A 17,510-nucleotide genomic window follows, 5' to 3' on the forward strand; every position below is an offset into this window, starting at 1 on the left:
GTCACGAGGTCTCGAGTTCGTTGTCGAGGTAGCCGAAGAGTTCGTCGTCGGTGGCCGAGGCGAGGTCGGACTCGGTGTCCTCGCCCGCGCCGTCGGCCCGCGCATCACTCCACCTGGCGAGCAGGGCACGCAGCCGCAGGTCCACCTTGGTGGCGGTGCCGTCGTCGGTGAGGGTGAGCAACGCGCTCTCCAACTGGTCGAGTTGGTCGAGCACGCCGGTCTCCGGCTCGGGCTCGGTGCGCGGGAGCAGCGTGAGCATGTGCCGGGTGATCGCGGCGGCCGACGGATGGTCGAAGACCAGCGTCGAGGGCAGCCGAAGCCCGGTGGCCGCGGTGAGCCGGTTGCGCAGCTCCACCGAGGTCAGCGAGTCGAACCCGAGGTCGCGCAGCGCGCGGCCGGGATCGACCTTGGTGCCGGCCGAGTGGCCGAGCACTGCCGCGACCTGCCCGCAGACCACGTCCAGCACCGTCTGTTCGCGCTTCTCGGCGGACTGGCCCGCGATGGTGTCGGCGAACGTCGCGGTCGCGACGGGGGCCGCCGTTGTGGCGCGGCGGGCGGGGGCGCGGAACAGGCCCCGCAGTATCGGGGGCAGCGTGCCGTCCGCCGCCTGACCGCGCAGCGCGGCGGTGTCCAGCAGGACCGGCGCGAGTGCGGCGCGGTCGTCCTCCGCCGCGGCGTCGAAGAGCGCGAGCGCGTCATCGGTGGGCAGTTCGAGGATGCCGGAGCGGCCGAGCCGGGCACGGTCGCCCGCGTCGAGCCCCTCCGTCATACCGCTCGCGGCCGCCCACATGCCCCACGCCAGCGAGACACCGGGCAGGCCGAGCGCGTGGCGGCGTCGCACGAGCGCGTCGAGTGCCGCGTTCGCGGCCGCGTAGCTCGCCTGGCCCGCGCTGCCGAGGAGCCCGGCGGCGGAGGAGAACACGACGAACGCGGACAGGTCGGTGTCCCGGGTCAGTTCGTCCAGGTGCAGCAGGCCGTCGACCTTCGGGCCGAAGACGCGGTCGACCCGTTCGGGCGTCAGCGACTCCAGTACGCCGTCGTCGACGACGCCCGCCGCGTGCACGACCGCGCCGAGCGGCCGGTCGAGCGAGGCCAGCAGCGCGGCCACCGAGTCGCGGTCGGCCACGTCGCACGCCGCCACGGACACCTCGGCGCCCAGCGCCACCAGTTCGTCGCGCAACGCCTGCGCGCCCTCGGTCGCCAGACCCTTGCGCCCGGCCAGTACGAGGTTCCGCACGCCCCGGTCGGCGACCAGATGCCGGGCCACCAGCGCGCCGAGCGTGCCGAGGCCGCCGGTCACCAGGACCGGGCGGTCCGGGTCCATCGGCGCGGGCACGGTCAGTACGACCTTGCCGACGTGCCGGGCCTGGCTGAGGTGGCGGAAGGCTTCGGCTGCGCGGCGGACGTCCCAGGCGCGTACCGGCAGCGGGCTCAGCACGCCCGACGTGAACATCGCCAGCACCTCGACCAGCGTCTCCTGGAAGCGGTCCGGACCCGGCCGCGTCCGGTCGGACGCGGTGTGCTCGGCGCCGGGCGGCAGCTCGTCGGAGTCGCGGACGTCGGCCGCGCCCGGTTCGATGAACCGCCCGCCGCCGGGCAGCAGTTCCAGGGAGGCCAGCGCGGATTCGCCCCGACGCAGGGCTGCCAGGTCGTGCAGGGTGTAGTAGGCGGTGAGGAACACCAGCGGCATGGACGCGGCGCGGGCGAAGGACCAACCGGCGGGGATCGGGGCGGTCAGCCTGCGTTCGGTGACGGCGATCCGCCCGAAGCCCTGGGCGACCATGCCCAGCACGCGGTCGCCCACCGCCAGGTCCGTCACCTCCGCGCCGACCTCGGTGACCACGCCCGCGACCTCGCTGCCCAGCTCGGCCGCGCCGGGGTAGGCGCCCATGGCGCTCAGCACGTCCCGGGAGTTCAGGGCCGCCGCGCGGACGGCGATGCGTACCTCGCCGGGGGCGAGGGGCGCGGTGGCGTCGGGGTGCGGCGCCACGGTCAGGTCGGCCGGCGAGCCGTCGGGCTGGATGTCCAGCCGCCACGGGCCGTCGACGGGTGGGGTGAGCGGGCCGTCGGCGGCGGCACGGGTGAGCCTGGGCACCGTCACCAGACCTGCTCGCACGGCCAGTTGGGGTTCGTCGGAGGCCAGCGCGGCCGACAGGGCGAGGGCGGACTCTTCGGCGTCGTCGAGGTCGACCAGTGCGAACCGGCCGGGGTTCTCGGTCTGTGCCGATCGCACCAGCCCCCACACGGCGGCCTGTGCCGGGTCGGGCGAGTCGGTGTCGACCGCGCCGCGGGTCACGAACACCAGGCGGGTGTTGGCGGTCCGCTCGTCGGCGAGCCAGTCCTGAGCCAGTGCCAGTGCCCAGGACACCGTCTCCCGCGCCGCCTTCCCGTCCACACCGGACGGCGGAGGGCAGGGGGCGAGCAGGTCGGTCACACCGTCGAGGGCGCCGAAGCCGGGCACGGTCGGCGCGTCCACGCCGAGGTCGTCCGCGCCGAGCACGGCGAGCCCGACGGGCCTGTCCCCGGTCCCCACGGGCGCCCACTCCAGGGCGAGCAGGGAGTCGGTGGCCCGGGAGGCGGCCTTCCGGAGTTCCGCCGGTCGCATCACCAGCGACTCGACGGTCGCCACGGGCCTGCCGGTGGGGTCCGCGACGGTCAGCGACATCTCGTCCTGGCCCGTGGGCGACCAGCGCACCCGCAGCGTCGACGCACCGACGGCGTGCAGCCGCACCCCGGTGAAGCTGAACGGTAGCCGGGGGCCGCCGCCGTTCTCCTCCAGCGTGCGCAGCACGGGCGCGTGCAGCGCGGCGTCGAGCAGGGCGGGGTGCAGGCTGAAGCCTTCGCCACCGGTTCCGTCCGGCAGGGCCACCTCGACGTACGCATCGCTGCCGAGGCGCCAGGCCGCGCGCAGCGCGCGGAACACCGGCCCGTAGCCGTAGCCGAGTTCGGTGAGGCGGTCGTAGACGTCGTCGACGTCCATCGGCGTCGCGCCCTCCGGCGGCCACGCCGTCAGCTCCTCCGCCCGTGCGTCGCCCGTCGTGAGCGTGCCGGTCGCGTGCTCGGTCCACGGCTCGTCCCGGTCGGCGTCCTCGGCCTGGGAGTGCACCCGGACGCTCCGCCTGCCGTCGGTCTCCGCGCCGACCGCGACCCGCAGGGCGAGGCCGCCGCGTTCGGGCAGGACCAGCGGAGCGTGCAGGGTCAACTCCTCGACCGTGTCGAGCCCGCAGTGACCCGCGGCGTGCAGGGCGAGGTCGAGGAATCCCGTGCCGGGGAACAGCACCCGGTCACCGACACCGTGGTCGGCGAGCCACGGCTGCGTCCGCGTGGACAGCCGGCCGGTGAATACGACGCCGTCGGAGTCGGGCAGCGCGACCGCGGCGCGCAGCAGCGGGTGGTCGCCCGCGGCGACACCGAGGGCCGCCGTCGCCCCGTCGCCCGCGGGCGCGACGGCCGCGGTCAGCCAGTAACGGTCGTGCTGGAAGGCGTAGGTGGGCAGGTCCGTGCGGCTGCCCCGGCCGCCGCCCAGCGCGCCGGCCAGGTCCAGCCGCGCGCCCCGGACGTGGAGCTGTGCGGCGGCGAGGGTCACTGCGTCCGGTTCGGGCCGGTCGGAGCGCAGCGTCGGCACGAATACGGCGTCGGGGGCGCTGTCCTGGCCCATCGCGGTGAGCACACCGCCGGGTCCGACCTCCACCATCGTCGTCACGCCCTGTGCGAAGAGCGCCGTGACGGCGTCGGCGAACCGCACGGGGCGGCGTACGTGCCGCACCCAGTAGTCCGGCGAGGCCAGCTCCTCGGCGTCGACCGGCGCGCCGGTCAGCGTGGACACGATCGGCAGCGTGGGCGGGTGGGCGGTCGCGCCCGCCACGACGCGGTGGAACTCGGCCAGCATCGGTTCCATCAGCGGTGAGTGGAACGCGTGGCTGACCCGCAGCCTGGTCACCTTGCGCCCCTGCGCCTTGAGACGGTCGGCGAGGTCGAGCACCTCGCGTTCGCTGCCGGACAGGACCAGCGAGTTCGGACCGTTGATCGCGGCGATGCCGACATGCTCGGAGCACTCCGGCGCGATCTCGTCCTCGGTGGCCTGCACCGCGACCATGAGGCCACCGGCTGGCAGCGCCTGCATGAGCGCGCCGCGCGCGGCGACGATCGCGCAGGCGTCGGCCAGCGAGAACACCCCCGCCACGTGCGCGGCGGTCAGCTCGCCGATCGAGTGGCCCGCGAGCGCGTCGGGCCGCAGCCCCCAGGACTCCCACAGCCGGTACAGCGCGACCTCGACGGCGAACAGCGCGGGCTGGGCGTACTCGGTGCGGTCCAGCACCGCTTGGTCGTCGCCGAAGACCACGTCGCGCAGCGGCACGGCCAGCAGCGGGTCGAGGTGGGCGAACACCTCGTCGAGCGCGTCGGCGAACACGGGGTGCGCCTCGTACAGGGCCCGGCCCATGCCGGCGCGCTGGGAGCCCTGGCCGGAGAACAGCAGGGCGAGCCGGCCGCCGTCGGGGATGCCCTGCACCACGGCCGGGTGGTCGGCGCCCTCGGCCAGCGCGTCGAGACCGGCGCGCAGTTCGGGCGTGCCGGCGCCGAGCACAACCGTGCGGTGGTCGAGCGCGGCCCGCCCGGCCGCGAGCGTCGCGGCGATGTCCACCGGTGACAGCTCGGGCCGTTCGTCCACGGTGGACGCCAGGTTGGCGGCCTGCTCGCGCAGCGCCGAGGTGTCGCGGGCGGACAGCGCCCACGCCAGCATCCGGCCGTCGGGCTCGTCCGCCGGGGCCGCGGGAGTGGGCTCGGCCTGTTCGAGGATGATGTGGCCATTGGTGCCGCTGACGCCGAACGCGGAGACGGCGGCCCGCCTCGGCCTGCCGGTCTCCGGCCACGGCCGCTGGTCGGCCAGCAGCTCCACGGCGCCGGTCGTCCAGTCCACGTGCCGGGACGGCTGGTCGAGGTGCAGGGTGCGCGGCAGCACGCCGTGCCGCAGCGCCTGCACCATCTTGATGACGCCCGCGATGCCCGAAGCGGCCTGGGTGTGGCCGATGTTGGACTTCAGCGCCCCCAGCAGCAGCGGCTCACCGGTGCGGTTCTGGCCGTAGGTGGCCAGCAGCGCCTGCGCCTCGATCGGGTCGCCGAGCCGGGTGCCCGTGCCGTGGCCCTCGACGGCGTCCACGTCCGAGCCGGACAGGCCCGCGTTCGCGAGCGCCGCGCGGATGACACGCTGCTGCGCGGGCCCGTTCGGCGCGGACAGCCCGTTCGACGCGCCGTCCTGGTTCATCGCGGAACCCCGGACGACGGCGAGCACCTCGTGGCCGTTGGCCCGTGCGTCGGAGAGCCGCTCCAGCAGGACCAGGCCCGCGCCCTCGCCCCAGCCGACGCCGTCGGCGGCGTCGGCGAAGGGCTTGCACCGGCCGTCGGGGGCCAGGCCGCCCTGGAGGCTGAACTCGGCGAAGGGCGTGGGCGACACCATGACGGCCGTGCCGCCCGCCACGGCCATCGAGCACTCACCCGACCGCAGCGCCTGCACCGCCAGGTGCAGGGCGACCAACGAGGACGAGCACGCGGTATCCACGGTGACGGCGGGCCCGCGCAGGCCCAGCGAGTAGGCGATCCGGCCCGATACGACGCTCAGCGCGTCACCGGTCAGCCGGTAGCCGTCCATCTCGGGCGTCGCCTGTTCCAGAGTGCCCGCGTAGCCCTGCGGCGAGGCGCCGATGAACACGCCGGTGAGGCTGTCGCGCACCGAGGACGGGTCGATGCCCGCCCGCTCGAAGGCCTCCCAGGCCAGTTCGAGCACCTGCCGCTGCTGGGGGTCCATCGCCAGCGCCTCGCGCGGGGCGATGCCGAAGAAGCCCGCGTCGAACCCGCCGGCGTCGTCGAGGAACGCGCCCTCCAGGGTGCGGCTGCGGCCCTGGGCCTCCGCGTCGGCCGGGTACAGCCGGTCGGTGTCCCAGCCCCGGTCGTCCGGGAACGGCCCGATGGCGTCGCGCCCGGCCAGGACGAGCGACCACAGGTCCTCTGGTCCGCGCACCCCACCGGGGTAGCGGCAGCTCATCGCCACCACCGCGATAGGCTCGTCGGTGTCACGGGCCGCGGTCCGGCCCGACGCGGCGGTCTGCCGCTCGCCGAGCACCACGGAGTGCAGGTGGCGGGCCAGCGCCTCCGGCGTCGGGTGGTCGAACACGACCGTCGTGGGCAGCCGTTGGCCGGTGGCGGTGCTGAGGCGCTTACGGACCTCGATGGCGGTGAGCGAGTCGAAGCCCAGCTCGCGGAAGGCCCGGTCGGGGGTGACGGCGTCGGGGCCGTCGTGGCCGAGCACCGCGGCGGCGTGGTCGCGGACCAGGTCGAGCAGGAGCCGGTGCTGGTCGGCCTCGGTGAGCCCGGCCAGCCGTTCGGCCAGCGCCCCGCCGGAGGCCGGCTGCTCCTCCGCGTCCTGCGCGGCCAGCGCGACGACGTCGGGGATCTCGCTGATCAGCGGGCGTGAGCGGGCGGCGGTGAAGCCGGGGGCGAAGCGGGCCCAGTCGACGTCCGCGACCGTCAGGGTCGTCTCACCGGCCGCGAGGGCGGTGGCGAGCGCGTCGACCGCGAGTTCCGGCCGCATGGGGCGCATACCCCTGCGGCGGAGCTGGTCGTTCAGGTCGCCCGCCGCCATTCCCTCGCCCGCCCACATGCCCCAGGAGACCGAGGTGGCGGGCAGGCCGTCGGCGTGGCGGCGCAGCGCGAGGCCGTCGAGGAAGGCGTTGGCCGCGCCGTACGCCCCCAGCTCGCCGCTGCCCCACACCGCGGACCCGGAGGAGAACAGCACGAACGCGTCCAACTCGCGCCCGGCGCACAGCTCGTCGAGATGGGTCGCGCCGACGGCCTTCGCCGCCAGGGCGTATGCCAGGTCCGAGGTGTCCGTGTCGGCCAGCGGCAGGGACGGGACGGTGCCCGCCGCGTGGAAGACCGAGCGGACTGGTGTGCCGTCGGCGTCGAGCCGGGCGAACAGGTCGGTCAGCGCGGCGCGGTCGGCGGCGTCACAGGCGGCGACGGTGGCCCGGACGCCGAGCGCGGTCAGCTCGGCCTCCAGCTCGCGCGCGCCGGGCGCGTCCGCACCGCTGCGGCTGGTCAGCACGATGTGCTCGGCTCCGCTGCCCGCCAGCCAACGGGCGACGTGGCCACCGATGGCGCCAGTGCCACCGGTGATCAGCGCGGTGCCACTGGTGCGCCAGGCGGGTGCCGCCGCCGGTGCGGGGGCCGGAGTCAGCCGCCGCACCGATACGCCGGAGGCCCGGATCGCCAACTGGTCCTCGTCCGCCTGCCCGGCCAGGACGGCGGCGAGCCGCGTCGCGGTCCTGGCGTCGGGGTCCACGGGGAGGTCGACGATGCCGCCCCAGCGGCCGGGGTGCTCCAGGCCGACGGCCAGCCCGAGGCCCCACACCTGGCTCTGCGCCGGGTGGGTCAGCGGGTCGGACCGCCCGACGGACACCGCGCCCGTCGTGGCCAGCCACAGCGGCGCGTCGATCCCGGCGTCGCCGAGCGCCCGCACCAGCGCCAGCGTGCCGGACAGTCCACGGGGGACGGTCGGCGACCCGGGGTCGGGGCGTTCGTCCAGCGCCAGCAGGGAGAGCACACCACTGGGCACGACGCCCGCGGCGCGCAGCGACTCCGCAGAGCCGTCGACCTCCAGGACGTCGGCGCCATGGGCGCGCAGCGCGTCGACGGCCGCCGCACGCCACGGGTGCTCCGCCTCGGACGCCTCGGACGGCGCACCGACCACGAGCCAGGTGCCGGTCAGGGTCGGCGCGTTGGCGGCGCCGAGCGGGCGCCAGGTGACGCGGTAGCGCCACGCGTCGACCGCGGACCGCTCCTGCCTGCGGCGGCGCCAGTCGGCCAGGCTGGGCAGGACGTCGGTCAGGGGCGCGTCGGCGGGCACGTCCAGCGTGGCGGCGAGATCTCCTCGCTCCACCGCGGACCAGAACTCCTCCAGCGCGGGGTCGCCGCCCGCCGTCGAGCGGGCCGTCTCATCGAGCCAGTAGCGCTTGCGCTGGAACGGGTAGGTTGGCAGGTCCACCCGCCGCCCGGCGGGCACCACAGCACGCCAGTCGAAGGACAGACCCTCGACATACGCCTCGGCGGCGGACAGCAGGAACCGGTCAAGACCACCGTCATCGCGACGCAGCGTGCCCACCACGACCGCGTCAGCACCGGCCGCGTCCAGCGTCTCACGCACCCCGATGGCCAGCACAGGGTGCGGGCTGCACTCGATCAACACCCCCACACCCCGGTCCAGCAGGCCACGGGTGGCCTCCTCGAACCGCACCGTCTCCCGCAGGTTCTGGTACCAGTACTCGGCACCCACCTCGGTCCCGGTCAGCCACTCCCCGGTAACGGTGGACAACATCGGCACACGCGCGGGCACGGGCTCCACCCCGGCCAACTCGCCCGCCAACGCCTTGCGAATACGCTCGACATGCGGTGAATGCGACGCGTAGTCCACCGGAACCCGCCGCGCCCGCACACCCTCAGCCCGACAGGACTCGACCAACTCGTCCAGCGCGTCGGCGTCACCCGCCACCACCACCGAACCCGGTCCATTGACCGCCGCGACCGAGATCCGTCCGTCCCACCGCGCGATCCGCTCCCGCGCATCGTCGACCGATGCCGCCAGCGACACCATGCCGCCATGACCCGCGATCGCCGTGATGGCCTTGCTGCGCAACGCGACGATCCGGGCAGCGTCGGCCAACGACAACGCACCGGCGACATGGGCAGCGGCGATCTCACCCTGGCTGTGCCCCACCACCGCATCCGGCTCGACACCACAGGAACGCCACAGCGCGGCCAACGACACCATCACGGCGAAGAGCGCGGGCTGCACGACATCGACCCGGTCCAACGCGGCCTCATCGGCCAGGACGTCCCACAACGACCAGTCCACGTGCGGAGCGAGCGCATCAGCACACGCGTCGAGCGAAGCACGGAACACCGGCGACGACTCGGCCAGCGCGGCCCCCATACCCAGCCACTGCGAACCCTGACCGGGAAAGACGAACGCCACCTTGCCCACAGGGCGCGCGACACCGACCGCCACACGGCCGGACTCAGCCCCACCGGCCACCGCCGTCAGCGCCTCGGCACCACCCGACACCACCACAGCCCGGTGCTCGAACACCGACCGCGACAACAAGGCGTTCGCCATATCGACCGGCGCCAACCCTTCGGCGACAGCGGCGAGTTGAGCGGCATGAGCACGCAACGCGTCCTCGGTGCGCGCGGAGAACACCAGCGGAGCCACCTCGGACCCCGACGGCGAGTCGACCGGCGCCTCCTCGGGCGCCCCGGGCGGGGCCTGCTCCAGCACGACATGCGCGTTGGTGCCGCTGATGCCGAACGAGGACACACCGGCCCGCCGGGGGCGCCCGACCTCCGGCCACGGCATGGTCTCGGTGACCAGTGACACCGCGCCCGACGACCAGTCCACGTGCGGGCTGGGCTCGGTGATGTGCAGACTCCTGGGCAGCACACCGTGTCGCAGCGCGAGCACCATCTTGATCAGGCCCGCGACACCGGACGCCGCCTGTGTGTGGCCGATGTTCGACTTCACCGAGCCGAGCAAGAGCGGCTGGTCGGCCACATGCTCCCGGCCGTAGGTGGCGAGCAGTGCGTCCGCCTCGATCGGGTCGCCCAGCCGGGTGCCGGTGCCGTGCGCCTCGACGGCGTCCACCTCGGCGGCGGACACACCCGCGTTGGCGAGCGCCTGCCGGATCACCCTGCGCTGCGCGGGGCCGCTGGGCGCGGTGAGTCCGTTGGACGCGCCGTCCTGGTTGGTCGCGGTGCCCCTGATCAGCGCGAGCACGGGGTGCCCGTTGCGCCGTGCGTCGGACAGCCGCTCCAGCAGCACCATCGTGGCACCCTCGGCGAGGCCGAACCCGTCCGCGCTCGCCGAGAACGCCTTGCACCGACCGTCGGGGGCCAGCGCGCGCTGCCTGCTGAACTCCACGAACATGCCCTGCGACGGCATCACCGTGACGCCGCCCGCCAGAGCGAGCGGGCACTCGCCACGCCGCAGCGACTGCACGGCCATGTGCAGGGCGACCAGCGACGACGAGCAGGCCGTGTCAATGGTGACGGCGGGGCCCGCGAGCCCGAACGTGTAGGAGAGCCTGCCGGACGCGACGCTCGCGGTGTTGCCGGTGAGCAGATAGCCCTCGAGGTCCGCGGGCGCCTCGTGCAGCCTCGGCCCGTAGTCCATCGTCATGGCGCCCACGAACACGCCCGCCTGGCTGCCCCGCAGCCCCGCCGGGTCGATACCGGCCCGCTCCATCGCCTCCCAGGAGATCTCCAGCAGCAGCCGCTGCTGCGGGTCCATCGCCAGCGCCTCGCGCGGCGAGATACCGAAGAACTCCGGGTCGAACTGCGGGACTTCGTGCAGGAAACCGGCCTCGCGCTGGTAGTAGCCGCCCGCCCGCTCGGCGTCCTCGTCGTAGCGCCCGTCCAGGTCCCAGCCCCGGTCGGTGGGGAACGCGGTGACGCCGTCGCTGCCCGCGGACAGCAGCTCCCACAGGTCCTCGGGGCTGTGCACACCACCGGGCAGGCGGCAGCTCATCGCCACGACGGCGATCGGCTCGTCGTCCCCGACCACCGCGGGAGCAAGCGGCTCGTCGTCCTCGGCCGGTGTGCCGAGCAGAGCCCGGCCGATGTGCTCGGCCAGACCCCGGCACGTCGGGATGTCGAACACCGCCGACACGGGCAGGTTCAGGCCGGTGGCCGCGTTCAGCAGGTTGCGCAGCGCCACCGCGCCCGCCGAGTCGACGCCCAGCTCCAGCAGCGGCGCGTCCGCGTCGGCGGACGACGCGATGTCCCCGCCGACGACGGCGTCGACCTGCGCGCGGACCAGATCGAGCAGAAATGCGAGGCGGTCGGGGGCGTCCACGAGCCGTTCGGCCAGCGACGGGGCGGGGCCGGCGGCGGGCACCGCGTGGAGCGGGTAGCGGGGCAGTGGCACCGGGCGTGCGTCCCGGCCCGCGAACACCGCCTCCCAGTCCGGGAGTACACCGTGTGCGTGCAGTTCGGCCAGCGCCCCGACCACCTGGTCGGGGCCGCCCTTGCCCCTGCGCAACGTGCCGACGACGGCGGCCTCCACCGCGGTGTCCTCGGCGGTCTCCTGCACGGCCCTGGTGAGGACGGGGTGCGGGCTCGGCTCCAGCAGCAGGCGGTGTCCCGCGGCCAACACGGCACGCGTGGCGCTCTCGAAGTCCGCGGTGTCGCGGAGGTTGCGGCACCAGTGGTCCGCGGTGAGTGTGAGTGGGTCGACCTTCGTGCCCGTGGTGGCCGTGTAGATCGGCACCTCTGTCGGGCGGGGGGTGATCGGGCCGAGGTCGGCGCGCATCATGTCGAGCACAGAGTCGACTTGGCGGCCGTGTGCCGCGAGGCGGATCGCGATGCTCATGGCCCTGACGCCGTCGGCGGCGAGCTCCGCCAGCAGTTCGGTGGCCGCGTCCTCGGTGCCGGAGACCAGGACCGAGCCGGGGGCGTGCACGGCGGCCAGGTCGAGCCCCTCGTAGCGGGTCAGCCGCTCGCGTACCTCGTCGGCGGACGCCAGCACGGACAGCATCACACCGTGGTCGAGCAGATGCACCTGTGCCCGGCTGAACAGGGCCACGGCCCGCGCACCGTCCTCGACGGACAGCGCGCCCGCGACCGTCGCGGCCGAGATCTCGCCGACGCTGGAGCCGATCACGGCGCTGGGCAGTACGCCCCAGGAGCGCCACAGCGCGGAGAGGGACACCATCATCGCCCAGAGCGCGGGCTGGGCCACATCCGGCCGGTCCAGCGACGGTGTGTCCACCGTGCCGCGCAGCACATCCATCACGGGCCAGTCCACGAACGGCGTGAGGGCTTCCGCGCAGATGTGTAACTGCTCGGCGAACACCGGTGAGGTGTCCAGCAGTTCATCGGCCATGCCCAGCCACTGCGGCCCGTGCCCGGGGAACACGAAGGCGGTGCCGTCCGCCGCGGCCCGCGCGGTACCGGTCGCGAGTCCCGGTACCGGTCGGCCTTCGCTGACGGCGAGTAATTCGTCCGCGAGCCGCATGCGGTCCCTGCCGACCAACACGGCGCGCTGGGCGAGCGCGGGCCGGGTCGTGGCGAGGGATAACGCGAGGTCGACGAGGGGGAGGGCCGGTTCGGCGCCGAGCAGCGCGTGCAGGTCGGCGGCCCACGCCCGTAACGCGTCCTGGCTGTGCGCCGAGAGGGGGATCGGAACGGCGGGCCCATCCGGCGCGGCGCAGCCGAGCTCGGGCCGTCCCGAGCATAACGCGGCCTCGACCAGGGCGGGAACGCCGTCGGGCCACTCGTGGTCGGTGCCGAGCCGGTAGCCGAAGGTCGCGGTCCGCGCGCCGTCCCCGCGCGCTAACACCGCGAAGGCTCCGCCCGCCCCGACCAGCGCGAGGTCGCACTCGCCCAACCGCAGGGCGGCGATGGCCTCGGCGACGGGGTCGTGCCCGGTGCGGACCGGGCCGAGTAAGCCGAGTACACGCGCCAGTTCGCCCGCGTTGTCCACGCCCGCGCCGTCGGCGCCGTCGGTGGCCAGGTAGACACCGACGCCTGCTGGGTTGTCCGCACCGATGCCCGCGTCCTCGCAGGCCGTCCAGGCTAACTCCAGTTCGGCCGACCGGCCCGCGGGCAGCGGCACACCGGTCAGCTCGGCCAGTACACCAGGATCGTGCTCCGTCCGCCCCGATGCCGCGGACGCGACGCCTATGACGGCGACAGTGCCGGTGTCCACTCGTCAGTCCCCCTCTACGCGGTGCGGTCGGTGTTCCCCTTGAAGCGGCGCCGGGCATGGGGGCTCTGTCTCAGAGGGTCAAGGAAGCGACGCTCCGGGAAGCCCCGATGGGGTGCGCGGGTGGATGGCCCAAAGCCGGATGAAAGCGGCACCCGCGATCCCGTGCCAAAACCGACAGTATCCGGATACGGGCTGCCCGAACCAGCCTGTTCTGTTGCGGTTATTGGAAGGAAAGCAACACGTCTGTGTTGGCGCATAAGCCCCGTTGGCCCGGTGGTGAACACCCTCGTGCGGATGCCCCGGCGCACCCCTGCCACCTGACACTTCGCCGCGCTGCGCGGATGCGTGACGCGGGGGGCGGCGTATCGGGTGTGGCGCACGCCACTGTCCGAGAACGAGTCCGTGGTGGAGCGCGCCGCGCCCGTTTCGCCGCTAAAGCCTTCCGTTTTCTGCCCGCTTCGTGCCCGCTTATGCGCGTTGCGGGCACTTCAAACGTCCACGCTCCAGGCAGCTTTCTCCAACTCACTGATCCGGCGCCACTGCATTTGGCTCCACTCACCCGGATGGGTGACGCGGCTCAACAGCCGGGCCACCGGCGACATCGGGGAGACATACCTCACCCTGGCGGTCGGACATTGCACCAGCATGAGGAGGTGTCGGGCAGTCCTCGCTCCGACTGCACGATCTTCACAGCAGAAGGGGAGACCCCTCCTCAGCCCCTCTTGTACATTCGCAGCAGCCTGTTGAATGTTCACCGGCGAAACGGGGGAAGAACTTTGTCTTTCGAACAGGAATGGGCGGGCCTGGTCAGCGACGCGCGCTCCCAGCAGAGCACTTCCATGCAGCTCAATGGGGCCGGCGGTGGCGACGGTGGCGCACAGGGTGACGGAAAGCGGCTCCACGTGACACCGCACGTCCTGCGCTCCTACGCGGAGCAAGCCGACAAGGTGAGCGACGAGTTCGCGAAAACGGACAACGAGACGATGCGGGAGACCGAGCAGGTGCCCGGCTCCATGGCGGGCTTCGCCAGCGACGAGGCGTTCAAGGACTTCCAGAAGAACTGGCGTGCGCAGATGAAGTACCTGGACGGCCTCTACTCCGGGGTCGCCAAGGCGCTCCGCACCGCCGCCACGTCCTTCAAGGAGACGGACGTCCGGCGCAAGGCGGAGATGGACAAGGTGGACGTGCCGCCCTTGTACAAGCCGTACCTGCCCAAGGACGGCACCTCGCAGGGGACCGACAAGCCCCTGTACGGCCCCTATGTGCCGACGATTCCTTCCGCCACTGAGCCCAAGTCCTGGGGAACGACGCGCTGATGACCACTCCTGAACTCACCTACACCGCAGTCCGCGAGGTCAACCTCGCACCGCTCCGGGAAGCGGTGGCCAAATGGAGGGCCCTCCCGGGCAAGATCGATACTGTCGCCACGACGTTCACCCGCACCGTCTCGTCCCCGCTGGAGGGATCCGGCTGGTTCGGTGAGGCGGCGGACGCGGCGTTCAAGGGGTTCCGCGGGGTCCGGCACCAGATGTCGGAGGCATCCGGCGAGGCCAGGAAGATCGGCACCGTCATGTCGGAGGCCCTGAAGGCGTTCGAGTCCGCGAAGAAGGCCCTCACGGACATCGAGGCCGAGGTGAGCACCCCGCCGAAGGATGGCGACGGCAAGGTCTATCTGAAGGTCAACAAGAAGGACGGCATCGTCTATCTCGACCCGCCGGACGACGTGGAGAACACCGCGGGCCTCCAGAAGGCGTACCACGAGTCGATCGTCTACTACAACAAGAAGATACGTGAGGCCATCAGCAGCGCGAGCGAGGCGGACCACGATCTGAAGACGGCCCTCCAGATCGACCCGCCGGGCAAGGGCTTCAACGACGACATCGCGGGACACCTCAAGGACGTCGACGCCGAAACCAAGAAGGACGTCGACACCTTGATGAAGCTGGCAGGCAAGGAGGACTTCAAGAAGGACCCCAAGCTCCTGTCCCAGTTCAACGGCCTCCTCGCCAAGAACGCCCAGAATGCCGACTTCGCCGAGCAGTTCGCCACCCGCAAGGGCCCGAAGTGGATCATGGAATTCTGGTACAACGCGGCCAAGCCGGACTACGAGGGCAACCCGTTCAGCAAGGCCAAGGAGCGCCCGGACGGGGTGACGAAGCAGCTCGCGGCGCTCCAGGACAACCTGGGCATCACCCTGGGCCTCGCCAGCCACTCCGACTCGCCGGAGATGACGAAGTGGAAGAAGGACGTCATCGACCTCGGCTACCAGCGCATGCCCGGTGAACACCGGACCTACTACGCCGAACCGCCGTACGGCTTCCAGGTGATGAGCAATCTGATGCGCACCGGGAAGTGGGACGGCCAGTTCCTGAACGCGTACGGCGACAAGCTCGTCGAGGTGGACAAGCAGGCCTTCGACGCGCCCGGCGGACGACGCGAGGAGGAGCAGACGCACCGGAAGTGGCTCGCAACCGGTCAGGAGCCACCGGACTTCCTCAACTTCGGCGGGAAGAGCGACAAGGGCGAGGATCCCTTCACCGGATACTTCGAGGCGCTGGGCCACAACGGCGACGCGTCCACGCAGTTCTTCAAGGACAAGGAGCACTTCGACTACCTGCTCCGTGAGCGCACATGGCTGCCGGACAGCGGCGGCGCCGACCTCGGTGACAAGGTGCCCAACGGTCCCCGGGTGGCCCTCGGCCACGCGCTGGGCTCCGCCACCACCGGTCACGACTGGGACGCGCCGGGGAATATCCCGGCGGAGCACACCAAGGACCAGGCGGAACTCATGTCCAAGCTCGTCAAGGGCATGGGGAACGTCGACAAGGACGGAAACGCGGACATCTCGATGGCCCTGGGCATGCAGCAGGGCCTGGGGAACGCCGCGGCCGAGTATGTACCGGACTTCTTCCGGGCCATGAAGGACGGCGGGGACGACGACAAGTTGTTCCCCATGTCCGGGGCACAGGCCGGGATGGAACACCGCGACGTGACGAAGTTCCTGGTCCAGCTCGGGCAGGACCCCGAGGCGAACGCGGCGATCACCGCGGGGCAGAAGCTGTACACCGCCCAAGTGCTCGACCATCACCTGGGCGGGGACGTCCCCGCGGACCAGAAGTACAACGCGCCCCCGCGGGACATCGTGCACGAGGTCCTCAAGACATCGGGAGAGACCGCGGGCACGCTGGCCTCCGGTGCGCAGGAGGGCCTCATCGGCCCGGCGGTCCGGGAGGAGAAGGAGTACGACAACGCCACGCTCAGCAAGCGCCTGTGGGGGAACACCGCCTTCGGCACCGTGGTGACGGGCGCCAGCGTCTTGAAGCCCTTCGCCGCGCATCCCCTCGGAGCCGCGGTGGCCGCAAGTCTGATCATCGGGAGCGAGGGGGCTGCCCTCAGCGACACGGACGCCCAGGACTGGAGCATCAACAGGTCCGCCCCGGCCGCGGACAAGGCCGGAGCGATCTACGACGAGATGGCCGGGCGCGATGTGCGGCAGAACGAGGCCATGCTCAAGGCCATCGGGAAGGAACACGGCATCAATCTGTCGGAGAGCTGGGCAGAGCTGTACTCCGACGAAGGCTTCAGCCAGGGATACTCCCGGGTCGGGTCCACGGCGCCGTTCCTCACCTCCATCGCGCAGGTAAGGCAAATGGCCGTAGACCACTAGGCCCTGTCCGGCGGACCCTCGCCGTCCTCGCCGTGGCCTTGGCCACGGCGGGGACGCTGGGCGGCGCCCTCTTCGGACGCGGGGACAGCAACGACCCGAAGAAGATCAGGACGGTCTGCGCGGTGGGGGGAGCCGGTTCAGCAACTCCCACAGGGGCCGGGAGCCACCCGCCCACTCACCCAGCAGACGGCGGTCCACCAGATGCAGCCGCTGCGACGTGGCCAACGGAGGACACTTGGAGGTGAAGCGGCCGTTCGTCACCAGGACCACGACGTCCGCACCGTGCAACTGCCGTGCGGTTCCGTTGAGTACGTGCAGATCGGGGGTCCCGACGGGGGAGCCGTTCAGGCCGTTCCGGCGGTGCTTGCACTGGATCACCCAGCGGCGCCCGAAAGGATCCGTGGCCTTGACGTCCGCCCCGTTGTCTCCGGCCCCGCCCACCTGGACCGCGTCGGAGCAGCCGTCCCTGTTCATCAAGTCCCGCACGGCGTGCTCGAACTGCCGGTGGTGCAACGCGTCCAGCTGCGCCAGCGCATACCGCAATCCCCGGCTCCGTACGGCCTCCCACTGCGCACGATGCCCTCGCTGATAGAGCCACCCGCCACCCGCGACCGCGGCCGCGAAGCCGGCGGCGGCCAGGATCCACCAGTGTTCCAACAGCCATGTCACAACCGTCACCACAAGGCCGATCGCCGCCGCGGCGACGATCAGCACCACTAACGGGTCGGAAGTCGGAGCCTTCTTGGAACGCCGACGCCGACGGGGCCTTGCGGGAGAACGCCGACTCATCACCGCTCACCCCCTGAGTGGAACTTGATCGGATAGGACACTGTCGAGCGAGGCTCCGGCTTCCGCTCCGGGCTCCGCTCCGGGCTCCGTTTCGGCTTCCGTTCCTTGCCGCTTCTCTCGAACTTGATCGGATAGCGCACCGACTCCCGCGGGTGAGGAGCCTTGCCACGCTCCGTACCGGAACCGGATCCGGCACCGGAACCGGAATCGGATCCAGTGCCGCCACTCGCTCCGATCACGACCAGCGCGACAACACCGAGGATGGTCGTCTGAGCCTTCGACCCCACCGGCGAGCGCCAG

The 17,510-nt window shown here is 72.5% G+C and carries 4 protein-coding genes; 2 read left to right on the forward strand and 2 right to left on the reverse strand.

Annotated elements, in window-relative coordinates; translation table 11 throughout:
* Position 1 precedes the first annotated feature (1 nt).
* Entirely contained in the window at positions 2–12,754 is a 12,753-nt protein-coding gene (locus AC4BEG_RS31750; protein ID WP_490703103.1) for a type I polyketide synthase, read from the reverse strand.
* A 776-nt stretch (positions 12,755–13,530) separates the two neighbouring features.
* On the opposite strand from AC4BEG_RS31750, the gene AC4BEG_RS31755 reads away from it, so the two are divergent.
* Both AC4BEG_RS31755 and AC4BEG_RS31760 read left to right on the forward strand, forming a co-directional pair.
* Complete coding sequence (locus AC4BEG_RS31755) at positions 13,531–14,070, forward strand: type VII secretion target (protein ID WP_490703104.1); 540 nt, start codon at positions 13,531–13,533, stop codon at positions 14,068–14,070.
* Positions 14,070–16,421, forward strand: a complete 2,352-nt coding sequence (locus tag AC4BEG_RS31760; protein WP_490703105.1) for a PPE domain-containing protein — start codon at positions 14,070–14,072, stop codon at positions 16,419–16,421. The genes AC4BEG_RS31755 and AC4BEG_RS31760 overlap by 1 nt, the downstream gene beginning before the upstream one ends.
* 105 nt (positions 16,422–16,526) lie before the next feature.
* On the opposite strand, the gene AC4BEG_RS31765 is transcribed toward AC4BEG_RS31760, so the two are convergent.
* Positions 16,527–17,210 carry a restriction endonuclease gene (locus tag AC4BEG_RS31765; protein WP_490703106.1) on the reverse strand — a complete coding sequence of 228 codons (684 nt, stop codon included), beginning with the start codon at positions 17,208–17,210 and terminating at the stop codon, positions 16,527–16,529.
* Positions 17,211–17,510: the final 300 nt, after the last annotated feature.

This window comes from Streptomyces sp. JLBJ103 (assembly GCF_058215575.1).

Coding starts and splice junctions, on each gene's coding strand:
- AC4BEG_RS31765 (WP_490703106.1), bottom strand. CDS start 17,210: ATGAGTCGGCGTTCTCCCGCAAGGCCCCGTCGGCGTCGGCGTTCCAAG.
- AC4BEG_RS31760 (WP_490703105.1), top strand. CDS start 14,070: ATGACCACTCCTGAACTCACCTACACCGCAGTCCGCGAGGTCAACCTC.